This window comes from Cellulomonas sp. McL0617 (assembly GCF_049994875.1).
Lineage (GTDB): Bacteria > Actinomycetota > Actinomycetes > Actinomycetales > Cellulomonadaceae > Cellulomonas.
Map to the genome: position 1 here is coordinate 3,101,873 of NZ_CP188256.1, position 21,068 is coordinate 3,122,940.

General features: G+C 72.9%; 20 protein-coding genes. 6 read left to right on the top strand and 14 right to left on the bottom strand.

Annotated features, from left to right (window positions below; genetic code table 11):
* Positions 1–9: 9 nt before the first annotated feature.
* A complete protein-coding gene (locus ACPPVS_RS13940; RefSeq protein WP_426592853.1) occupies positions 10–1,533 on the top strand; it encodes a glycosyltransferase family 39 protein in 1,524 nt (507 codons plus the stop codon).
* Between the two features lie 33 nt (positions 1,534–1,566).
* Here ACPPVS_RS13940 and ACPPVS_RS13945 read toward each other — a convergent pair whose 3' ends face one another.
* Positions 1,567–2,145 (bottom strand): TetR/AcrR family transcriptional regulator, encoded by a 579-nt coding sequence (locus ACPPVS_RS13945; protein WP_426592854.1) that lies wholly within the window; start codon positions 2,143–2,145, stop codon positions 1,567–1,569.
* Between the two features lie 160 nt (positions 2,146–2,305).
* On the opposite strand from ACPPVS_RS13945, the gene ACPPVS_RS13950 reads away from it, so the two are divergent.
* Positions 2,306–3,772: an MFS transporter gene (locus ACPPVS_RS13950; RefSeq protein ID WP_426592855.1), complete on the top strand. Its 1,467-nt coding sequence runs from the start codon at positions 2,306–2,308 to the stop codon at positions 3,770–3,772.
* Positions 3,773–3,917: 145 nt separating this feature from the next.
* Here ACPPVS_RS13950 and ACPPVS_RS13955 read toward each other — a convergent pair whose 3' ends face one another.
* The 12 genes from ACPPVS_RS13955 to ACPPVS_RS14010 all read right to left on the bottom strand — a co-directional run bounded on the left by ACPPVS_RS13955 (position 3,918) and on the right by ACPPVS_RS14010 (position 14,605).
* Positions 3,918–4,463: a hypothetical protein gene (locus tag ACPPVS_RS13955; protein WP_426592856.1), complete on the bottom strand. Its 546-nt coding sequence runs from the start codon at positions 4,461–4,463 to the stop codon at positions 3,918–3,920.
* Positions 4,464–4,481: 18 nt separating this feature from the next.
* On the bottom strand, positions 4,482–4,685 hold the full coding sequence (locus ACPPVS_RS13960; RefSeq protein ID WP_426592857.1) for a hypothetical protein: 204 nt from the start codon (positions 4,683–4,685) through the stop codon (positions 4,482–4,484).
* 149 nt (positions 4,686–4,834) lie between these two features.
* Positions 4,835–5,464 carry a hypothetical protein gene (locus ACPPVS_RS13965; protein ID WP_426592858.1) on the bottom strand — a complete coding sequence of 210 codons (630 nt, stop codon included), beginning with the start codon at positions 5,462–5,464 and terminating at the stop codon, positions 4,835–4,837.
* A 13-nt stretch (positions 5,465–5,477) separates the two neighbouring features.
* A complete protein-coding gene (locus tag ACPPVS_RS13970) occupies positions 5,478–5,699 on the bottom strand; it encodes a DUF4242 domain-containing protein (protein ID WP_426592859.1) in 222 nt (73 codons plus the stop codon).
* 143 nt (positions 5,700–5,842) lie between these two features.
* Complete coding sequence (locus tag ACPPVS_RS13975) at positions 5,843–8,404, bottom strand: ATP-binding protein (RefSeq protein ID WP_426592860.1); 2,562 nt, start codon at positions 8,402–8,404, stop codon at positions 5,843–5,845.
* A gap of 31 nt (positions 8,405–8,435) precedes the next feature.
* Positions 8,436–9,398, bottom strand: a complete 963-nt coding sequence (locus ACPPVS_RS13980; protein WP_426592861.1) for a helix-turn-helix transcriptional regulator — start codon at positions 9,396–9,398, stop codon at positions 8,436–8,438.
* A gap of 39 nt (positions 9,399–9,437) precedes the next feature.
* On the bottom strand, positions 9,438–9,752 hold the full coding sequence (locus tag ACPPVS_RS13985; protein WP_426592862.1) for a hypothetical protein: 315 nt from the start codon (positions 9,750–9,752) through the stop codon (positions 9,438–9,440).
* A gap of 299 nt (positions 9,753–10,051) precedes the next feature.
* Entirely contained in the window at positions 10,052–10,243 is a 192-nt protein-coding gene (locus tag ACPPVS_RS13990) for a hypothetical protein (RefSeq protein ID WP_426592863.1), read from the bottom strand.
* 194 nt (positions 10,244–10,437) lie between these two features.
* Positions 10,438–11,154, bottom strand: coding sequence for a DUF4386 domain-containing protein (locus tag ACPPVS_RS13995; RefSeq protein ID WP_426592864.1), 717 nt, complete (start codon positions 11,152–11,154; stop codon positions 10,438–10,440).
* Between the two features lie 12 nt (positions 11,155–11,166).
* The gene (locus ACPPVS_RS14000; protein ID WP_426592865.1) at positions 11,167–11,430 is read right to left on the bottom strand and encodes a hypothetical protein; all 264 of its coding nucleotides are present in this window, start codon (positions 11,428–11,430) and stop codon (positions 11,167–11,169) included.
* Positions 11,431–11,488: 58 nt separating this feature from the next.
* Positions 11,489–14,137, bottom strand: a complete 2,649-nt coding sequence (locus tag ACPPVS_RS14005) for a LuxR C-terminal-related transcriptional regulator (RefSeq protein WP_426592866.1) — start codon at positions 14,135–14,137, stop codon at positions 11,489–11,491.
* Between the two features lie 9 nt (positions 14,138–14,146).
* A complete protein-coding gene (locus ACPPVS_RS14010; RefSeq protein ID WP_426592867.1) occupies positions 14,147–14,605 on the bottom strand; it encodes a methylglyoxal synthase in 459 nt (152 codons plus the stop codon).
* A 131-nt stretch (positions 14,606–14,736) separates the two neighbouring features.
* Between ACPPVS_RS14010 and ACPPVS_RS14015 the strand changes: the two genes are divergently transcribed.
* The 3 genes from ACPPVS_RS14015 to ACPPVS_RS14025 all read left to right on the top strand — a co-directional run bounded on the left by ACPPVS_RS14015 (position 14,737) and on the right by ACPPVS_RS14025 (position 19,808).
* Positions 14,737–17,409 carry a lamin tail domain-containing protein gene (locus ACPPVS_RS14015; RefSeq protein ID WP_426592868.1) on the top strand — a complete coding sequence of 891 codons (2,673 nt, stop codon included), beginning with the start codon at positions 14,737–14,739 and terminating at the stop codon, positions 17,407–17,409.
* Between the two features lie 102 nt (positions 17,410–17,511).
* On the top strand, positions 17,512–18,132 hold the full coding sequence (locus tag ACPPVS_RS14020) for a TetR/AcrR family transcriptional regulator (RefSeq protein WP_426592869.1): 621 nt from the start codon (positions 17,512–17,514) through the stop codon (positions 18,130–18,132).
* A complete protein-coding gene (locus ACPPVS_RS14025) occupies positions 18,129–19,808 on the top strand; it encodes an MDR family MFS transporter (protein WP_426592870.1) in 1,680 nt (559 codons plus the stop codon). Before ACPPVS_RS14020 ends, ACPPVS_RS14025 begins: the two co-directional genes overlap by 4 nt.
* A gap of 56 nt (positions 19,809–19,864) precedes the next feature.
* Here ACPPVS_RS14025 and ACPPVS_RS14030 read toward each other — a convergent pair whose 3' ends face one another.
* Positions 19,865–20,530, bottom strand: coding sequence for a dihydrofolate reductase family protein (locus ACPPVS_RS14030; RefSeq protein WP_426592871.1), 666 nt, complete (start codon positions 20,528–20,530; stop codon positions 19,865–19,867).
* A gap of 97 nt (positions 20,531–20,627) precedes the next feature.
* Between ACPPVS_RS14030 and ACPPVS_RS14035 the strand changes: the two genes are divergently transcribed.
* Positions 20,628–20,957, top strand: coding sequence for an ArsR/SmtB family transcription factor (locus tag ACPPVS_RS14035; protein WP_426592872.1), 330 nt, complete (start codon positions 20,628–20,630; stop codon positions 20,955–20,957).
* The last annotated feature ends 111 nt before the right edge of the window (positions 20,958–21,068 follow it).

Here is a 21,068-nt window from a genome sequence, read left to right on the forward strand (position 1 = left end):
AGCCCCGCGTTGGCCGTCGACCTGAGCACCCGCCCCGCGGCACCCGTCGCGCGCCTCGCGCTGCCCACGGTCTCGGCGCGCACGCTCGGGTGGCTGATCACCGCTGGGTCGGCGGTCGTCGCGTTCGTCATGCGGTGGATCGTCTGCGGCGGCGCCGCCGGGGTGCGCGGCTACCACGGGTACGACGACGGGGTGTACTTCGCCTCGGCGGTCGCGCTCGTGCACGGCCGGCTGCCGTACCGCGACTTCCTGTTCCTGCACCCGCCCGGGATCACGCTCGCGCTCAGCCCTTTCGCCGCCCTGACCCATGTGGTGAGCGACTCGGACGCCCTCGTCGCGGCGCGCGTCGGCTTCATGCTCGTCGGTGCGGCCAGCGCCGCGCTGGTCACGCGGATCGCCTGGCGGTGGGGAACGGCGGCGGCGGTCGTCGGGGGCCTGCTGTACGCCGTGGCGGCCCCGGCGGTCTACGCGGACCGGCTCACCCTCCTGGAGCCCGTAGGCACCGTCACCCTGCTCGCCGGCGTCCTGCTGCTGCTGCGCGCGGCCGATCCCGGAGCCCGCGGGTGGTGGACCTGGGCGGGCGGGGCCGTGCTCGGCCTCGGCGTCGTCGTGAAGATCTGGGACGTCGTCCCCGTCCTCGTCGTGCTCGCCTGGCAGCTCGTCGTACGCGGCTGGCGGCCGGCGCTGCGGGCGACGCTCGCGGCCGGTGCGGCCGCGCTGGCCGTCGTCGCGCCGTTCGCCGTGGCGGCCGGGTCGACGATGTTCCGCTACGTCGTGCTCGACCAGGTGGGGCGCGCGCGCGACGGTGCGCCGACGACCGACCGGCTTCTCAGCCTGACCGGGCTGGACGTCACCACCCTGACCGACCACGTGGCACGCCGGCACCTGCTGCTGCTCGCCGTGGGGGCGCTGATCCTCGCCGCGGCCGTCCTGGCCTGGCGGGCACGCCGGGGACGCCTCTGGGTGGTGATGCTCGCGGCGCAGGGCGGGGTCGTGCTGCTCTCGCCGTCCTATCTGCCGCACTACGCCGCGTTCACCGCACCCGCCCTCGTGCTCGTCGTCGCCGCCGGCGTGGCCGGGCTGCCCGACCGCACCCGCGTCCCGATAGCCGTGCTGGCCGGTGTGTCGCTCGGGCTGGCCATGGGCGCCTTCCGTCCGTCGCCGCTGGTCGACTTCCCCGCCGCGCAGATGGCCGCACGGCTGCCCGCAGGCTGCGTCCAGGCCGACGCCCCGACCGCGCTCGCGCTCCTCGACGTGCTCTCGCGCGACCTGGACCAGGGCTGCGAGGTCGCCGTCGACCTCTCCGGCCAGACGTACGACGTGGGGCACACGGATCCGAGCGGCGCCTGGGTCGAGCGGATCGACAACAGGCCCTGGCAGCTCGGCGCCCGGACCTACCTGATGTCCGGCGACGCGATGGTGCTGGCGCGCACCCGCGGCAACTACTTCGACCCCGAGACGCTGAAGGTGCTCGATCGATGGCCCACCGTGGTCGACGTGCGCGGGATCCAGCTGCGTCTGCCGCCCGGTTGACCACCCGCTCCCGTTCGCGGACGTGCGCAGTCGTCAGCCCGCTGCGGAGCCGTACCGGAGGCCGTCGAGGAGCAGGCGCAGGACGCGCCGCGTCTTCTCGGGGTCCGCGGCGTCCGCTGTCGCGCTGCACACCCCGCTGACGGCGCGCAGAACGTCCATGGTCTCGACGTCGGTGCGGACCACCCCCGCGTCCTGCGCTGCGACCAGGAGCACGTCGCCCGCGGACTTCAGCTGAGCGTGCACGTCGGCGAACACCACCGACGCGTCGTCGCCGAGCGCACCGCGCAGGGCCGTCGCCAGGCCCCTCTTGCGGCCGACGTAGGTGACGAAGCCCATGAGCCACGTCTCGAGCGCGTCGCCGGGCGGGAGCGTGGCGGCCAGGTGGGGTACCTCGTCGCAGAGCTCCGCGACGCTGTGCCGGTACACCTGCTCGACCAGGACCGTCCGGCTGGGGAAGTGCCGGTACAGCGTTCCGACGCCGACGCCCGCTCGTCGCGCGATCTCCTCGAGCGAGGCGTCCGTGCCCTCGTCGCCGAAGACCTCCGCCGCGGTCTCGAGGATCTTGTCGCGGTTGCGTGCGGCGTCGGCGCGCAAGGGACGGGCGTCCGTCATCGGCGTCGGCTCCGTTGCCGCAGCGGCCTGCCCCACGTCCTCCACCGTCCAGTTCCCACGATCGTCGACGATTACCTGTTGCCTAACCGGAGGCAGCCTCCGTATAGTTCTCAGCGGAGGCTCCCTCCACTTATCCCAATCGTACGTCGCGGAGGCCCGCGTGTCTGCCCCATCCCCCGTTGCCCGTGTCGCCTCGTCGCGACTCGTGCTCACCGCCATCCTCACCACCCAGGTCATGCTCGTCCTGGACGCCACGATCGTGAACGTCGCCCTGCCCGACATCCGGACGTCGCTCGGGTTCAGCCCGACCACGCTGTCCTGGGTCATGAACGCCTACACGCTCGCGTTCGGCGGCCTCCTGCTGCTCGGCGCCCGTGCCGGCGACATCCTCGGCCGTCGGCGCGTCCTCATCGGCGGCGTCGCGCTGTTCACGCTCGCGTCCTTCGTCGGCGGGTTCGCCCAGTCCCCCACCGAGCTGCTCCTCGCCCGCGCCGTCCAGGGTGCCGGCGCCGCGTTCGCCGCACCCTCCGGCCTCGCCCTGCTCATGGCCCGGTTCCCGGAGGGCCGCGAGCGCACCCGCGCCATCGGCTACTACTCCGCCGTCTCCATCGGCGGCTCGGCGCTCGGCCTGATCGCCGGCGGCATGCTCACGCAGTGGCTCTCGTGGCGCTGGGTGTTCTTCGTCAACGTTCCCATCGGCATCGCCCTGATCCTGCTCGCGCGGGCCGTCCTGCCCGAGACGCCCCGGCACCCCGGCCGCTTCGACCTGCTCGGCGCCACCACCTCGACCCTCGGGATGACCTCGCTGGTCTACGGCTTCGTCCGTGCCGCCAGCGACGGCTGGAGCGACCTCGGCACGATCTTCGCGTTCGCCGCCGGTGCGCTGCTGCTGGCCGCGTTCATCCTGGTCGAGCTCCGGGCGCCGTCGCCGATCACGCCGCTGCGCCTGTTCGCCGACCGCACGCGCTCGTCGTCGTACGTGGCCCGGCTCCTGCTCGTCGCCGGGATGATGGGGATGTTCTTCTTCCTCACCCAGTTCCTGCAGGAGATCCTCGGGTACACGCCGCTGGCCACGGGCTTCGCATTCCTGCCCCTGACGCTCGTGCTCTTCGGCTCCTCCCGCCTGAGCGCCTCGCTCGTGTCCCGGGTCGGGGTCAAGCCGCTGATGGTCGGCGGCCTGGCGCTGTCGACCACGGGCCTGCTGGTCCTGTCGCAGATCTCCGCCGACAGCAGCTACTGGGGCGTACTGGTGCCGCTCGTCCTGTTCGGCGCCGGCAACGGCCTCGCGTTCGTCCCGCTCACGTCGCTCGGCCTGGCCGGCGTCGCCCCCCAGGACGCCGGTGCGGCCTCCGGCCTGGTCAACGTGAGCCAGCAGGTGGGCGGCTCGCTCGGGCTGGCGATCCTGGTGACCGTGGCGTCGTCGGCCGCGCGCCGGGCGACCCCGACGGGGAGCACCCCGACGGAGATCGCGCAGCACGCGTTCGTCGTCGGTGCCGACCGGGCCTTCTTCGTCGCGGCCATGTTCATCGCGGCCACGATGGTCCTGCTGGCCGTCATGGTGCGGACGCCGAAGGCACAGCCCGTCGAGACCCGGCTGGAGCGCGACCTGGAGCTGGCCCTGGACTGACCGGCCCCCTCCTCAGCCACCCCCTCTGGAGCTCGAGAACGGCAGTTCCGCACGAGAACGGCAGTCAGCGCTGCCGTTCTCGTGCCGGACTGCCGTTCTCGACGAGGGGCGCGACGACGGGCGGAAGGGTGGCTGGACCGTGGTCTCAGCCGAGGGCGAGTGTCGCGCCGAGGACGACGAGGATGTAGCCGGCGAGGACGACCAGCGCCAGGCGTGGCGGCCACGCGCGGCGGCGGACGGCGTGGGCACCGCCCTCGGCTCGCCGGACGGCCCGCCAGTCGTCGCTCAGGCGCTCGGCGACGACGGCCACGCGTCCCCGCCCGGGCTGGACGGCCCAGGCGCCCACGAACCGGCCCGCGTCGAGGATCACGTTGACGCGCTCGTTGGGGACGATCGCCTGGACCGCGGCCCACGGCACCCACGTCTCGCGCAGGACGTTGCGCACGTAGATGCCGGTGGACCGCGACTCGACGACGGGCAGCACCGACCCCGCGAGGCTGAACCAGGCGAGCGCGAGCCCGACGACGCAGAACAGTGGACCGTTCAGCGAGCCGACTACCGGGTGCACGGTGCGGGAGATCCCGGCCGCCAGCACGACCAGCCCGAGCGCCACCCCGAGCCAGCCGAGCACGACCGTGGTGAGCGACATCCGCTCGCGCCAGAGGAGCTCGCCGTCCCGGAAGGAGTTCACGGGGACGTCTCTACACCCTCAGGGCAGGTAGCCGCCGAACATCCCGTCCCCCCAGGCCTGCTTGGCGGCGCCGCCGCAGTCCGACGTGTGGTGCGTCCACGAGGCGCCGAACACCCCGCCCAGCTCGCTCCACGACAGTCCGTACGCCGCGGCGAGCCGGACCTGGTAGAGGTGCGCGATCTCGTGCCGGACGACGTCCCGCGTCGTGCCGAGGCTCCCCACCAGAGCCGCGCCGCGGCGCCCTTCTGGGTGGTATCGCCCAGTCCGATCGCGGATGACGTCGTGCGACTCCTGTCACTCCAGTTCGCGCAGGCATGAGGGCGAGCGCGCCGGATCGCCGGGCGAAGTACTCTCGCCCGGCGACCAACCGTTCAGTCATAGCTCTCGGTCGACAGCGCACAGCTCACGGCGGGGTTGTAGTCCGCGAACAGGCCGCTCGGGTTGCGCTGCCACAGCCACACGTGCAGCGCGTAGAACGGTGGGAGCCCGTACCGGTTGCTGCCGTCGACGGCCATGAACTCCTGCCCGAAGAGCCGCGGCGGCGACGCGTGCTTGGCGTTCCAGTCGGCCTGCAGCACGACGTACTCGAGCGCCACGAGCCGCAGGCCGCCCTGCCGGGTGGGCTCGTACACGAGGGCCTCGGGCGTGAGCGTGTTCTCCGTCGGGTCGGCGACGAGGTCGCCGCGCACGTAGTGCACTCCCATCGCCCCCACGCCGGGCTTGTCGATGCACTGGATCCCCGCCGCGTCCGCGAGCGGGGCGTAGCCGTCCGCCCGCGCCGTCGGCAGGGAGAAGTACTTCGCCGTCGCGGCCCCGGCACGGCCGACCGCCCGCAGGTCGATCTGGTGGCCTGGACCGTGCAGGGTGCGCATCTCGGTCATGTCACCCATGCCGCTGTGCGTGCTCTCGTGCGCACCCACCGGGGACCCGCCCTGCGCGAGCGCGACGACCCCACCGAGCGCGAGCAGGCCCGCGCCCACCGCTGCTGCTGTCTTCCACATGTCCGTGCCCCCGTCAGACGTAGAAGTAAGGGTCGAGGACGGCGACCTGCGTGATGACGTCGACCGGCAGTCCGTTGCGCACTGCCGCGCGACGGATCGACTCGGGGTCGGGCCCGTCGTAGACGCAGAAGGTCTTGGACTTGTCCTGGCTCACGTAGGAGTGGACCCAGGTGACGGCGACGTCGGCATTGGTGTCGACGACGGAGCGGCAGATCGCGGCGCCCTGCTCTGTCATCGGGATGAGGAGTCCGTCGGGGAAAGTTCGCTCGACCACATAGCGCGGCATGTCGTGCTCCTGTTCGTTCGTTGGTGCTCTCGAACGTAGGAGCGGGCCGCCGCGCCCCACATCGGCACGACTGCCCAGGTTGGGCAGTGCGACTACCCAGGTTCCGGCCCGAGCCCGAGGGCTGAGGCGGCCAGCACGGCCTGCGCCCGGGTGCTCACGCCCAGCTTGCGCAGGACCGCCGCGACGTGGTGGTCGACGGTGCGCGTGGACAGGACGAGAACCTCGGCGATGTCGGCGTTGCGCAGGCCCTGCGCGAGCAGACCGACCACCTCGAGCTCCCGGGCGGTCAGCTGCGCCGGGTTCTCGCGGGTGGCGGACCGTGGCCCTCGCGGGATGCCGCCTTCGCCCAGCTCACGCAGCCGCCGGCCGACCGCGGCGCTCGCCCGCACGGCGCCCATCCGCTGCAGGTCCGAGACCGCTCGCCGCAGGTCTTCCGGAACGGGACTGTCCGCCAGCGCCAGGGCGAGCGCGTACGGGCCGGCCGGCCTCAGCCCCGCGGGCCGTGACGCCCCGGTGTCGTACCCGACGCGGTCGGCCCACCGCAGCAGCGCGTCCACGACGGTGTCCGCCCCGCGGTCCAGCGCGAGCGGCAGAGCGTCGTCGACGGCCGAGACGGTCGCGGCCCGCCGCCCGGTGAGCCAGCCGACCTCGGCGCGGGCGATCGCCACCGGCGCGATGCGGGGCAGCTCCCCGGTGGGCTCGGCCAGCCGCCACGCCTCGGCGAGGACCCCGTCGACACCCGGGTCTCCACGGCGGGCCCGGGCCAGCCCGAGCACGACGAGCGCATGGATCCGGGGGGTCGTCGAGGTTCGCGGCACCCGCAGAACGGCCTCGGCGTCGTCGACCGCGTGAGACCACCTGCCCTCCGCGAGCGCGAGCCGAGACCGGTGCGCGAGAAGGTACAACCGGTCGAGCTCGCGACCCAGCTCGCTGGCGAGCTCGAGGCCCGCATCGAGGTTGAGCCGGGCCAGGTCCAGCTGGCCGTGCTCGACCCCCATGTCTCCCAGCAGCATGCGGCCGCGGATCGCGGGCGCGAGGCAGCCGGCGCGGTCCGCACGCTCGACGGCCTGTTGCAGAGGTCCCGGCCCCTGCTCCCCGAAGGCGCACACCCCGAGCGTGACCTGGGCGTCCAGGGCAACCTCGTCGGCCCCGGCCGCGTCGGCCACCTCGACCGCCTGCCGACCCCAGACCAGCGCCTCGTCAGCCCGGCAGTCCGCCGCGCACACGTGCGCAAGGTTCGCATAGGCCCGCGCGAGCTCGAGGCCCGGGATCCCCGCCAGCAGGTCGACCGCCTGGACGGCGGCCGCGGAGCACTGCTCGGTCCGACCGGGGCACCACAAGAACGTGGACAGGTGCCGCAAGGCGTCACCCTCGCCGCGCGCGTCCCCCAGCCCGCGATAGAGCGGGACGACCTCCTCGAGCGCGGCGATGCCTGCGTCGTACTGGTCGGTCACGTAGCAGGACTCCGCGAGCCGCGAGAGCAACCGGGCCCGCTCACGCGGCGGCAACCGTGCACCGCGTGCGAGCGCGAGCCGGTACAGTGCCGCGGCCTCGCGGTGGGCGCCGACGGCCGCGGCGTCGGCGGCCGCCTGTGGTGCGTGCGCGAGCACCTGAGCCGCTTCGTCGGCGGCATCCGCGTGGTAGGCGAGACGCCCGTGGTCCGGCACCCCGTCGGGGGGTGCCGACAGCGCGTGCAGCGCTCGCCGGTGCAGCCCGCGAGCACGCGCCGGGGATGTCGTCGCGGCGACCGCGAGACGCGCGAGCTCGTGCCGGAAGGCGACCGCGCCCGGCGACGGAGTGAGGACGCCCGCCTCGACACAGGTGTCGACGTCATCGTCCGACTCCTCGACGAGCTGCTCGAGCAGCCACAGCTCGCAGCCGCGCGGCGAGACTGCGACCGCCTCGAGCACCGCTCGCGCGCCGGGGCTCAGCCGCGACGTGCGCGCCAGGACGGCGTCACGCACGGTGTCCGGGATGTCGCTGCGGACGGCTCCCGCCGCCAGCACCTCGTGCACGAAGAACGGGTTGCCCCCGGTCTTGCGGTGCAGCTCCTCGGGGTCGAGGTCGTCGGCGGCCGCCATCTCGGCGACCCCCGCCAGGGTGAGCGGCTCGACCCGCAGCCGGTGCACGATCCCGCTGGTCGCCAGCTCGCCCAGGACGGTCCGCAGGGGGTGCGCGCGCTCGAGCTCGTCGTCCCTGTAGGTCAGGACCACCAGGGCCGGCACCGACGCGATCCCGCGGGCGAGCAGCCGGACGACGTCGAGCGTGGCCTCGTCGGCCCAGTGCAGGTCCTCCAGGACGAGGACGGTTCCCGGCCGCCGGACCAACGCGTGCACCAACGCGTCGACCACCTCGTGCGGCGGCCCGCCCGCCGTGGCGCGGAGCACGGCGTCGTCATCGAGCTGCCGGGCCACGTCGAGCAGGGGTCCGAGCGGCCGCGGCGTGAAGAGCGGGTCGCACGCACCCCAGAGCACCGACCCCTGCGCGTAGGCGGCGCGGACGAGGGACGTCTTGCCTGCCCCAGCCTCACCGGATACGGCGACGACGCGGCCGGCACCGCTGCCACCGGTGACCGTCGCACTCAGCGCGACGAGGGTCTCGAGCTCGCCGGTGCGCTCGACCAGACCCACCGTGGCCGTGCCGACCGATCGCATGCGCTCATGTTCCTCGCGCCCACCCCAGCGCTCAAGGAGCAGCCGTGCTCGCATCGAGCAGACGCCGACCGAGCGACCGCACGACGGCGCGCAGCTCCGGTCCGCCGAGCACCTCGAAGGGCACGGGGACCGTCGCCAGTCGCCCTGCGTACCAGGGCGGGTCGCTGGTGCTGCCGACCAGCCGGCACGACGAGCCGTCGATCGGTTCCAGCCGCCCGAGCTCTCGCGGCAACCACTCGGCCGCGCGGTGCGCGGGCGCCCGGACCACCACGTCGACGGCATGCTCCCAGCCCACCGCGAGGTGCGCCTCGAGCTCGGCGACCGCATCGAGGTCCGGCGGTGGCTCGAACGTCTCCGGGAGCAGCTCGACCCGGGCGACCCGATCGACGCGGTAGGCACGCGTGGCGTCGGCCGACGGCGAGTGGCACAGCAGGTACCAGCGACCGTGCCGGACGACGACCGCCCACGGCTCGACCTCCGGGTGCCAGGTGTTGCCGTTCTGCGACCGGTACGCCAGCCGCACCCGGGTGCGCGCCGAGCAGGCCTGCACCAGCACGGTGGCGATCGACGGGTCGGGTCGGGCCGCCGCCCGGTCGGGTGCGGGCGCCGCGACGTCGCGCACCGCACGGACGGGCGCGGCGACGGACTCGGGCAGCGACCGCACGATCTTGCCGAGCGCGGCGCCGACAGGCTGGTCCGGGTCGTCGGCGTCGTGGTGCCCGTCCAGCACCGCCATCACGAGCGCCAGCGCCTCGGCGGCCGTGAACACGAGAGGGGGCGGACGCAGGCCCCGGCCGACGCGGTAGCCGCCGTACGGCCCGCGGACCGACACGATCGGGATGTCGGCCTCGCGCAGGGTCGCGACGTAGCGCCGGGCGGCACGCTCGGAGACGCCCAGCCGCGCGGCGATCCGCTCCGCGGAGATCCCCGGGCTCGCCGAGATGAGCTCGAGCGCCGTCAGCGCTCGCGCCGTCGGGTTCGGGTCACCGGCCACGCTCCTCGCCTTCCGGACGCACAACGTCCGGAACTCACCCTAGGGCGCGAGGCGGAACAGCGCCGGGCCGACGACGAGCACCCGGCGCACCTCCAGCCCTTCGTAGAAGCGTCGGCCCACGCATTGCAGGGACCAGGCGTGCCGGCGGCACAGCTCCTCGGAGGACCACACCTGCGCATAGCCCCAGCCGGGCGCGTCCAGGCGCGCTCCGTTGACCTCGCCCATCACCGAGACGAACCGCTCGTCGGCGGCGCCATCGGTCGGGAGCGGGCCGATCGGGTGCACGACGGCCCAGACCGTGGACCCGGGGACGGGGAGGCGGTGGTGCAGCGCGGACGACGCGGTGGTGGTCACGACCTCCAGTCTCGACGCCGGTGACGAACGGGACGCGGACGGGATCGGAACAACCGGCGACGACACGGCGCTCGGCGCCGGCGCGGTCCGATCGGGCCTTTCGGCCCTGACCTGGGCGTCCGCACGGCGGGACGATCGAGATCATGAACGCACCGTGGTGGAGGCCGAAGAACGACCAGCAGCCGACGCAGGGGGTGCAGTCGGCGGCCGACGAGGCCGACGACGACCTCCTCCCGCCCTTCTTCGACTGACCTTCTTCGACTGACCTTCTTCGACTGACCGACGTCGACTGAGGCCGTTCAGGCAGCGCCGTCGAGCTGCCGGCGCCGGAAGTCGTCGGCGATCTGCTGGGCCTGGGCGCTGATCAGCTGGACGTAGTCCGACAGCAGCCGCTCGACCCGCGCCGGCTCGGCACCACCGTTCGCGGCGCGGCTCCAGAGCCGCCGGGCGATGGCGATGTCCGCATCCGACACTTCGACGCGCAGGTCCATGTCACAAGGATCGCGCACCCCATGACGGGCCAGCCAGGCCGTCGGTTCAGTCTCAGCCGCTCGTTCAGCCGTTGGGGTGCGGCGACCACGCGGGCGGCTCAACGATGCTGACCCGGGTCACGACCGATGTGTCGGCAGTCGGGGGACGCCGCAGGTCCGGCCCCTCGCTCGAGGGGCCGGACCGGATCGGACGATCAGACGAGATCGGCCGTGATCGGCGACGGACGGAAGCCCTTGAACGCCATCCACAGGCCGACCGACAGCTCCCACAGCGCGACCGGGAAGGCCGCGACGGCGGCCGGCGACGAGAACTGACCGAAGGCGCCGAACATCGTCGCGACGTCGGAGGCGAGCAGCAGCGGAGCGCCGATCAGACCGACCAGCGGGATCACGCGGGGCACCAGGCGCGACCGGTACATGAGCGATCCCAGCAGCAGGGCGTTGACGCCGGACAGGACGCCCGGGCCGACGAGATAGGCCCAGGTGTGCAGGGCCACGAGCGCGTCGCCGGTGGTGCTCAGCGTCGCCGCCTCGCCGCCGGCCTGCCGCAGCGTCACCACGGCGAACAGGCTGACCACGCCGAGGACGAGGCCGGCGGCCTCCAGCGTCCTGCTGCCGACGAAGGCGAGCGCGACGCCCTCGCTCTGCCGCCGGACGACCGGGAAGAGTGCGACCGCGGTGCCGATGCCGGCCAGGGCGCACAGGACGTCGAGGACCAGACCCAGCTGGACGCCCGCGACGCTGCCGGAACCGAGGATCCAGCCGTGCTCCAGCGCGGGGCCGTACAGCGCCCGGGCGGGGATCGAGGTGACGAAGGTGGCCAGGTAGAGCCAGCCCGCGATGCGCGCGGTCCGGCGCAGTGTCGAGGGCTTGGCGGAGGTCGGGGTCTGCGTGCGTTCGATGGTGGTCATGGCGTGCTCCTGTCAGAGGTTCGGGTTCAGAGGTTCGGGCGAGGCGTCGATGCGCGACACCGAGACGAGGGGCAGCCCCACGTCGCGCACCTTCTGGAGCAGCCCGTGCAGGGCTGCCTGGTCGAGGACCGGACCGCGGACGACCGTCGTCCCGTCGACGTCCTGAGTGAGCGTCAGCCCGTCGAACCAGGCCGACCATCGAGGTTCGAGGTGCCCTTCGAGGCGGATCTCGTACCGCTGGCCGTCGTGCGGTTCGCTGGTTCGGGGCTGGCTCATGACGGGAACGTAGGAGCCGAGGTGGTGAGCGCGGATCACCACATGTGGTGATCTCTGCTCAGGTGCCGGTGGTCCCCAGCAGGTCGAGCTCCTCGGCCCGGCGCACGGCCGCGCGACGGCTGTTCACGCCGAGCTTGGCGTAGATGCTCTTGGTGTGGCTGCGCACGGTGTGCAGGGAGACGACGAGCTCACGGGCGATCTCCGGGCCGTCCAGGTCCGACCGCAGCAGCCGCAGGACGTCGAGCTCGCGCTCGCTGAGCGGGTCGACGAGCGGCTGTCGCACGGGGCGTTCGCCGAACGCGGCCAGGAGCCGACGAGCCGCCGGGGTGCCCTTCGCGAGCAGGGCGGCCAGCGGGCGGCCCTCGTCGGCGAACGTGCGGACGTAGCCCTCCGGCGCCGCGAGCGCGACGGCGCGCTCGACGGCCTCCGTCGCGGCCCGGCCGTCGCCGCGAGCCTGCTGGGCGAGGGCGAGCTGGACCAGGATCTCGAGCGCGCTGCCGGTCCGGCCGCCGGACTCCGCGGCCGCCAGCAGGCGTTCGAGCAGCCGCACGGCCTGGTCGCGGTCCTCCGGCGAGGCGGCCAGCAGCCGCGCCAGCGTCAGGTGCTCGAACTCGCGCAGGTAGACCAGGTCGTCGTCGGCGGACAGCCCGCGCGCGACCGCCCAGCTGCGGGCGCCGGCGAGGTCGCCCTGCCGGATCTGCACCCGCGCCCGTACGGCAGCGATCGGGTGGACGTCGGGGAAGAAGTCGGGCACGTACACGCGCTCGGCGTCGTCCAGCAGGGTCAGCGCGCCGTCGAGGTCGCCCGCGCTCTCCCGGATCCGGGCCATCGCCACCCGCCACCGGTACGGGTTCTGCGGGAGCCCCAGGTGGTCGCCGAGGGCGTCGCTGCGGGCCAGGTCGTCCTCCGCCGCGGCCAGGTCGCCGCGCTCGCGGTGCACACCGGCCAGGCCGACGAACATGTCGGCCGCACCGCGCAGCGCGGGGCCGGCGAGCGCCAGGGCACGCTCGTACGTCCGCTGCGCGTCGCGGAGCCGTCCCTGCGCGAGCCGGATGTCGGCCATCGCGACCGCGCAGCCGAACGTGTCGGCGAGGTGCCCGGCGCGTTCGAGGCTCGTCGCCGACTCGGCCCAGCTCCGGTGCCCCGCCTCGAGCTCGCCCGTCGCCCAGTACGCCAGCCCGAGCAGGCCGGCCGCGGCACCGCGCACCAGGTCCGCGTCACCGGCGTTCTCGAGTGCGCTCTCGGCCGACGCGATCGCCGAGGTCACGTCGCCGAGCGCGAGCCAGTGCGCGGCGCGGTAGAGGGCGAGCAGAGCGGGCATCCTGGCGAACTCGACGTGGTCCAGGACGGTCATCACCGATCGGTCCGCACCCGGGTCGAGCCAGCGCTCGGCGTCCCGCAGTCGTTCGTCGACGTCGTCGAGGTGGCCGGTCGACAGCAGCGCCCCGGCGTAGTGGACGCTCAGCACGGGCCGCATGCGCAGGACCGGCTCGGGCAGCGCCCGCAGCCAGCCGAGCACCGTCGCCTCCTGCCGCTGCCGGCGCATGGTGGGCACGGCGAGCTCGACCAGGTCCGCGGCGCGGTCGACATCGCCCGCCGCCAGGGCGTGGCCGACGGCCTCGGCGACCGCACCCTCGTGCGCATACCAGGCGCTCGCCCGGCGGTGCAGCTCGGGCAGCCGGTCCGGGTGCGCCTCGAGCAGGCGCGCGCCGAGCACGTCCGCGAACAGCCGGTGATAGCGGTACCACTGCCGGCGGTCGTCCAGCGGGACCAGGAACAGGTTGGCGCGGTCCAGGGCCTCGAGCATCGACCTGCCGGTCGGTTGCCCGGTGACCGCGTCGCACAGCGGTCCGGTGAGCCGGTCGAGGATCGAGGTGTGCAGGAGGAACGACTGCACCTGCTCCGGCTGGCGGACGAGCACCTCCTCGACCAGGTAGTCGACGACGTACCGGTCGTCGCCCGCGAAGCCCGCGATGAATCCGCCCGCGTCGTCGCGGCCCTGCAGGGACAGGGCAGCCAGCTGCAGCGCGGCGATCCACCCCTCGGTGCGCGCCTCGAGCGCGGCGGTGTCGGGCGCGGTCAGCCGCAGCCCCATCGACCGGTTGAGGTAGGCGTCGACCTCGTCGGACGTGAACCGGAGGTCCGACGCGCGGACCTCGACCAGCCGGCCGGCCGCCCGCAACCGCGCCATCGGCAGCGGCGGGTCCGTGCGGCCGGAGATGACGAGGTGCAGCCGCTCCGGCAGGTGGTCGAGAAGGAAGGCGACGGCCTCGTGCACGGCGGGCGTCTCGACCAGGTGGTAGTCGTCGAGCACGAGCAGGACGTCGTGCGGCGTCGCGACGAGGTCGTTGAGCAGCACGGCCAGCACCGCCTGCGTCGGGGCGCCCTGGGCGAGCATCGACCCGGCGGTCTCGCCCACGCCGGGGACCGCCGTGCGCAGGGCGGCGACGACATACGTCCAGAACCTCGTCGGGTCGTTGTCGTCGCGGTCGAGCGAGAGCCACGCGACGTCCCGGGACGACGCCCACTGCGCCAGCAGCGTCGACTTGCCGAACCCGGCCGGCGCGGAGACGAGCAGGAGCGCGGACTCCGCGCCGCGATCCAGCCGCTCGGTCAGCCGCGGCCGGTCGACCAGCGCGCCGTGCGCCCCCGGGACGTACAGCTTGGTCGCCAGGAGCGGGCCCAGCTCGACCTCACCGCCCGTCACAGCCGGAGTCTAGGGCGCCTCGTCGGGGGGACCCTCCCAGGCGCGGGGGCTGAGGTCGGGTCGCGTGCCCTCGTAGTCCCCGGCCAGCAGCGGGGAGGAGATGATCATGTCCGCCGTGGAGACGTTGCAGGCCATGGGCACGTTCCACACGGTCGCGATGCGCAGGAGCGCCTTCACGTCCGGGTCGTGGGGCTGCGGCTCGAGCGGGTCCCAGAAGAAGATGAGCATCGAGATGGTGCCCTCGGCGATCCGCGCGCCGATCTGCTGGTCGCCACCCACCGGCCCCGACAGGAACCGGTGCACGGGGAGCCCCAGCTCGTACTCGAGCATGGTCCCGGTGGTGCCGGTCGCGTAGAGCACGTGGTGCGCGAGCGTCCCGCGGTTGTACTCGGCCCACCGCAGGAGCTCGACCTTCTTGTTGTCGTGCGCGACGAGCGCGATGTGGCGTGGGCTGCTGGTTGCGTCCATGGCACCTCCCGGGGGCTCCGCCCAGTGTGGCCCACCAGGAAGAACAGAACACGTCCTCCGCACCCCTGCTGTTTGCCCGCCGTTGTCCGTGACGTCCCGATCTGTACGCGCGACGTCGACAGACTCGGACCGTGAAACGTGGCCTCCCGCGCGCCGTCGCGCCCCTTGCCGTCCTGACCACCCTGAGCGCCCTGGCGATCGCCTTGCCCGCAGCGGCGCAGGCCGACGCCGCACCGCAGGTGCGCATCACCGAGTGGATGTACAACCCGGTCCACTCCTTGGGCGAGTACATCGAGCTCACCAACCTCGGCGCGGCGCCCGTGAGCCTGGCAGGCTGGTCGTTCGACGACGACAGCGAGACGCCGGGGACGGTGCCGCTGGACAGCCTGGGCACGCTCGCCGCCGGCGAGTCCGCCCTCGTCACCGAGTCCGCGGACGCGAGCTTCCGCAGCGAGTGGGCCCTGGGCGCCGGCGTCAAGATCCTCGCCGGCAACACCACCAACCTCGGGCGTGCCGACGAGATCAACCTCTTCGACGGTCCCGACGCCGTCGCGAACCTCGTCGACCGCCTCACCTACAACGACCAGGGCACCGGCACCGTCAAGGGCCCGCGCACGCAGGGCGTCGCCGGCATCCCGACGAGCGCCGCCGCGCTCGGCGCCGACGACGCGTCGCAGTGGCAGCTGTCCGCCGTGGGCGACGTCGAGGCGTCGTGGGCGTCCAGCACGGGCGACATCGGGTCGCCGGGCACCAGCCGGTTCGCGCCTGCCCAGCCCGACTGGACGCACATCCGCATCAACGAGGTGTCGTCGGACAACGGGAGCACCCCGGTCGGTGACGCGGTCGAGCTGTACAACAGCGGCAGCGCCGACGTGAGCATCGCCGGCTGGTTGCAGATCGACAGCGGCGCGGCCGGCGCGGCCACCGCGTTCTCGGCGAAGCTCCTCGACGGCACCGCGACCACCGTCGTCCCGGCGCGCGGCTTCGTCTACCTGGCCTCCACCAAGGGTCTGGGCAGCGGCGGTGACGGTGTGAAGCTCTACCTGCCCGACGGCCCCAACGGCACCGCCGGCACCCTGGTCGACTCGGTGACCTACACCGCCGGGCAGGCGGGCACGGACGAGACGAACCCCATCGGGGCCGGCTCCTACGCCCGCTGCCCCGACGGGTCCGGCGACTTCGTCTCGGTGACCACCAAGAGCTTCGGCGCGTCGAACGCCGCCGCGTGCCAGACGCCCGTGGGCGGCGGGACGGGAGGCGGCGGCACCGGTCCGACCCTGCCCTGCCAGCCCGAGGCCCCTTCCGGGACGGGTTCGCTGCCGGCCACGGCGCTCACCCCGACCGCCTGGCCCGGCTCGGCCGCCGTCACCGTCGCGGACGCCCAGTGCGCGTGGACGACGACCACCGGCCCCGAGGGTCGGGACGTCAGCGGCCTGGTGTTCGACCCGAGCAACGCGAACGTCCTCTACTCCGTGAAGAACAAGAGCTGGGTGTTCCGCCTGGTCGAGCAGGGCGGCCTCTGGGTCTCCGACACGAGCAACGGCTGGGCCGCGGGCAAGGAGATCTTCTTCCCCGGCAGCACCGACGTGACGACCAACCAGCCCGACTCCGAGGGCCTGACCGTGGGCCAGGACGGCGCCCTCTACGTGACCACCGAGCGCAACAACGCCGCCAACACCAACCCGCTGAACTCGATCCTGCGGTTCGACCCGGCCCAGTCCGGCACGCAGCTCGTCGCCACCGACCAGTGGGACCTGACCGCCGAGTTCCCCGAGCTGCACGCCGGCAACAAGACCGAGGCCAACCTCGGGTTCGAGGGCGCCACCTTCGTGCCGGACAGCTACCTCGTGGCCAACGGGTTCGTCGACGCCTCCACCGGCCTGACGTACAAGCCCGGCAGCTACCCGCTGCACGGCACCGGCCTCTACTTCGCGGCGCTCGAGAACGACGGCAAGCTCTACGCCTACGCCCTCAACAGCGACCACACGTTCCACCGCGTGGCGGTCGTCGACACCGGCATGGGACACGTCATGGACGTGCAGTACGACGCCGACGCGCAACGGATCTGGGCACTGTGTGACAACACCTGCGGCGTCGCCTCGACCGTGCTCAAGGTCAGCTCGACCGGCGCGATCGTCCCCGAGGTCGCCTACAGCAAGCCGGCCGGCCTGCCCGTGGACAACCTGGAGGGCTTCGCCATCGCGCCGAGCTCGACCTGCGTCGGCGGGACCAAGGAGGTCGTCTGGTCCGACGACGGCGTCTTCGGCACCGGCCCGGGCACGCCCGGCGAGGGTCACGCGCTGTACAGCGGGCGCGTGAGCTGCGACCTCGGCCTCGGCGCGCAGGGCGTTCCCGGACCGCCCGCGTGGGACGCGCACAAGGTCTACAACACGGGCGACAAGGTGACCTACGCGGGCAAGGTGTTCCGGGCGCAGTGGTGGACCTCCGGCGAGGTGCCCGGCTCCACCGCCACCGGCTCCTGGGAGGAGCTGGCGACGGCCGCCGACGGCACCGCGGTCTGGACGCCCTCGCGGGTCTTCACCGCCGGCGATGTGGTGGTCGACAACGGCAAGAAGTACAAGGCCCAGTGGTGGACGCGCAACCAGGTCCCCGGCGCGGTCGGTGGGCCCTGGACCGAGATCCCGGCGCCGGTCCCGGCCGGGTCGTTCCCGGCCTGGAGCGCGGCCACCGTGTACGTCGGCGGCGAGACGGTGACCTACCTCGGCCACACCTACCTGGCGCAGTGGTGGACCACCGGCACCGCCCCCGGCACCCCGTGGACGGCCTGGAAGCTCATCGCCTGACACGACTCGACCGGAGGCCCTCTCGCTCAGCCGAGCGAGGGGGCCTTCGCACGTGACCGACGTCACAGGTCCCACTCTTTGCAGTCATGCAATAATGCAGTTATGCAATCAATCGAGACCGGGCTGCGGGAGCGCAAGCGCGTCGAGACGCGGCACCGCATCGCGGACGCCGCCCTCGACCTGGCGCTCGAGCACGGCCTGGACGGCGCGACCGTCGAGGCGATCAGCGCCGCGGCCGGCGTCTCGCCCCGCACGTTCTTCAACTACTTCGAGTCGAAGGACGACGCGCTGCTCAACGCGCCCGACGCGCACGAGATCGACGCGATGGTCGCCGACGTCGTCGCGGCCAGCGACACCCTGAGCCTGCGCGAGGTGGCCGTCCGGTTCTTCGTCGAGAAGATCCGCACCACCATGCAGGCCGGAGCCCGTCGCGACCAGCGCCGCGAGATGTTCCAGCGCCACCCGCACCTGCTGGCCGCCGCGTTCCGCCAGCTCGGCGACACGCAGGACGCGTTCGCCGAGGCCCTGGCCCGGATCGCCGCCGCCCGCGGGGTCGGGACCGAGCAGGACACGGCCTGGGCCGAGGTCGCCGTCATCGCGGCAGCATTCGCCGCTCGCGGCGCCATGAAGGAAGCCGCGGCGATGCCCGGGCTCGCCACCACAGACCAGATCGAGGAACGCGCGAACGCGCTCCTGAGGACAACATGGGAGAACCTGACGTGACCACCACCACCGCGGACGCCGAACAGGCGCCGCAGAGCCTCTCGCAGCCGGCCGGCGCGACGTCCCACCGGGGCGTCCTGCTGGTGTTCGCCGGCCTGCTCATCGCGATGCTGCTGGCGTCGCTCGACCAGATGATCTTCTCGACCGCCCTTCCGACCATCGTCGGCGAGCTGCACGGCGTCGAGCACATGGTGTGGGTGACCACCGCCTACATCCTGGCCTCGACGATCGTCATGCCCGTCTACGGCAAGCTCGGCGACCTCGTCGGCCGAAAGTGGCTGTTCGTCAGCGCGATCGGCATCTTCCTCGTCGGCTCCGTCATCGGCGGCCTCGCGCACTCCATGACCACCCTCATCGCCGGCCGTGCCGTCCAGGGCCTCGGCGGCGGTGGCCTGATGATCCTGGCGCTGGCGATCATCGCCGACGTCGTGCCCGCCCGTGAGCGTGGCCGTTACAACGGGATCATGGGCGCCGTGTTCGCCGTGTCCTCCGTGGCCGGTCCCCTGCTCGGCGGGTTCTTCACCGAGGGCCCCGGCTGGCGCTGGGCGTTCTGGATGAACGTGCCGCTCGGCATCCTTGCGATCGCCTCCGCCGTGAAGTTCATCCACCTGCCCAAGCGCGAGCTGGCGAAGCCTCGCCTGGACTACGCCGGCATGGCCCTGATCGCCATCGCGACCACGTGCATCGTGCTGATCACCACCTGGGCCGGTTCGACCTACGCCTGGGGCTCGCCCCAGATCATCGGGATGATCGCCGGCGCCGTCGTGGCCGGGATCGCCTTCGTGCTGGTCGAGCGCCGCGCCGCCGAGCCGATCATGCCGCTGGCCCTGTTCCGCAACCGGAACTTCAACGTCGCCACCCTGGGCGGCCTGCTCACCGGGATCTCGATGTTCGGCGCCCTGGCCTACCTGCCCACCTACCTGCAGATGGTCACCGGCTCCAGCGCCACCGAGGCCGGCCTGCTCATGGTCCCGATGATGCTCGGCCTGCTGCTGACGTCGGTCATCACCGGCATCGCGATCTCGCGTACCGGCACGTACAAGTGGTACCCGCCGATCGGCATGGTGCTCGTCGCCGTCGCCCTGTTCCTGCTCTCCACGATGACGCCCGGCCTGGCCGTCTGGGTCATCTGCGGGTACACCGCGATCATGGGTGTCGGGCTCGGCATGACCATGCAGAACCTGGTGCTCGTCGTGCAGAACTCCTTCTCGCTGAAGGTCGTCGGCACCGCGACGTCGTCGAACAACTACTTCCGCCAGATCGGCGCGTCGGTCGGTTCGGCCGTCGTCGGGTCGCTGTTCGCGACGAACCTCGCCCACCTGCTGACCCAGCGTCTGCCGGCCTCCGGGGCGGGCGACACGGGCAGCTTCACGCCCGACCTCGTGCACAGCCTGCCGGACCAGGTGCGCGAGATCATCGTCGGCGCGTACAACGACGCCCTGACGCCGGTGTTCCTGTACATGGTCCCGCTCGCGATCGCCGCCGCCATCGTGCTCGTGTTCATCAAGCACAAGCCGCTGGCCACCAAGATCGAGTCCGAGGCCGTGGTCGAGTCCCTCGACGTCGACGGCACCACGCACGTGGCGCTGCACGCCGACGACGCGCTGGATGCGGCCGAGCTGGACGCCGAGCTCGACGACATCGACGACGCCGAGCTGGCGACCGCCTCGTCCTGAGCCTGACCGAACGGCCCCGCACCGCCATCCCGGCGGTGCGGGGCCGTTCTCGCGCCTCAGCCGCGGGTGACGGCGAAGCGCAGGTGGGTGGCCCTCGGGGTGGAGATGGTCTCGACGGGTTCGAGGCCGATCGTCCCGAAGCCGATGCGGTCGAACAGGGGCGTGCCGCCGCCGAGGACCACCGGCGCGAGCGACAGGACGCACTCGTCGACCAACCCGGCGGCCAGGTACTGCTGGATGAGGTCCGCGCCGCCGCCGATGCGGACGTCCCTGCCGCCCGCCACGGCGCAGGCCTGCGCCAGCGCGCTCTCGATGCCGTCGTTGACGAAGTGGAACGTGGTGCCTCCCGGGCGCTCCCAGGGCGAGCGCTCGGTGTGCGTCACGACGAACACCGGCGTGTGGAACGGTGCGTCCTCCGGCCAGAACATCTCTCCACCGTCGAACATGCGCTTGCCCATGACGGTCACCCCGGTGCGCGCGTGGACCGCGCGCGCCAGGTCGTCGTCGGGCCCCGTCTCGCCGCCCTCCCCCAGGCCGAGGTTCTCCCGGAAGAAGCGCTGCGGCAGGATCCAGTCCTGCAGCGCGCCCCAGCGCTGCGCCCAGTCGAGGTAGGTCGGGTCGGCGGCGTGCTCGAGATCCATGCCGGACGGTGCGACGTACCCGTCGAGCGACATGCTGACCGCGAAGAACACCCGCGAGGCGGTGGGCTGACCGGTATCCATGACGTCTCCCTGCGTCGTCTGACATACTCAAGTGAACACTTGAGTGTTGGCCGCGAGCGGCCGGACTGTCAAGTGCCCACTTAAGTATTGGAGCCGGATGAGCATCGAGCTGGTGTTCCAGGCGCTCGCGGACCCCACGCGTCGGGCGCTGATCGAGCGGCTCGGCGCCGGACCGCTCTCGGTCAGCGAGCTCGCCCGACCCCTCCCGCTGTCGCTCGCGGCGGTGGTCCAGCACGTGCAGGTCCTCGAGCAGTGCGGCCTGATCCGCACGGAGAAGACCGGACGAGTGCGCACCTGCGTCCTCGCGCCCGCAGGCTTCACCGAGGTCGAGCGGTGGCTGTCGGACCGGCGCACCGTGGCCGAGCGTCGCTTCGACCGCCTCGAGACCCTGCTCGCCCGCGACCAGCCGGAGGCACCCGGGACGTGAGCCGCGGGGCTCCCGCTCGGCGCACGAGACCCGTGACCGTATCGATACGTGGAATCGCTCCCACCATGCCCGGTTCGATTCCTATGATCGGCTCGCGCGGCCGTCTCGACG

Excerpts from the sequence above, each read along its gene's own strand:
- ACPPVS_RS14035 (WP_426592872.1), top strand. The coding sequence starts at position 20,628 with ATGAGCATCGAGCTGGTGTTCCAGGCGCTCGCGGACCCCACGCGTCGG.
- ACPPVS_RS14010 (WP_426592867.1), bottom strand. The coding sequence starts at position 14,605 with ATGGACGCAACCAGCAGCCCACGCCACATCGCGCTCGTCGCGCACGAC.
- ACPPVS_RS13975 (WP_426592860.1), bottom strand. The coding sequence starts at position 8,404 with ATGCGATCGGTCGGCACGGCCACGGTGGGTCTGGTCGAGCGCACCGGC.
- ACPPVS_RS13945 (WP_426592854.1), bottom strand. The coding sequence starts at position 2,145 with ATGACGGACGCCCGTCCCTTGCGCGCCGACGCCGCACGCAACCGCGAC.
- ACPPVS_RS13995 (WP_426592864.1), bottom strand. The coding sequence starts at position 11,154 with ATGACCACCATCGAACGCACGCAGACCCCGACCTCCGCCAAGCCCTCG.
- ACPPVS_RS14000 (WP_426592865.1), bottom strand. The coding sequence starts at position 11,430 with ATGAGCCAGCCCCGAACCAGCGAACCGCACGACGGCCAGCGGTACGAG.
- ACPPVS_RS13990 (WP_426592863.1), bottom strand. The coding sequence starts at position 10,243 with ATGGACCTGCGCGTCGAAGTGTCGGATGCGGACATCGCCATCGCCCGG.
- ACPPVS_RS13965 (WP_426592858.1), bottom strand. The coding sequence starts at position 5,464 with ATGTGGAAGACAGCAGCAGCGGTGGGCGCGGGCCTGCTCGCGCTCGGT.
- ACPPVS_RS14020 (WP_426592869.1), top strand. The coding sequence starts at position 17,512 with ATGCAATCAATCGAGACCGGGCTGCGGGAGCGCAAGCGCGTCGAGACG.
- ACPPVS_RS14030 (WP_426592871.1), bottom strand. The coding sequence starts at position 20,530 with ATGGATACCGGTCAGCCCACCGCCTCGCGGGTGTTCTTCGCGGTCAGC.
- ACPPVS_RS13970 (WP_426592859.1), bottom strand. The coding sequence starts at position 5,699 with ATGACAGAGCAGGGCGCCGCGATCTGCCGCTCCGTCGTCGACACCAAT.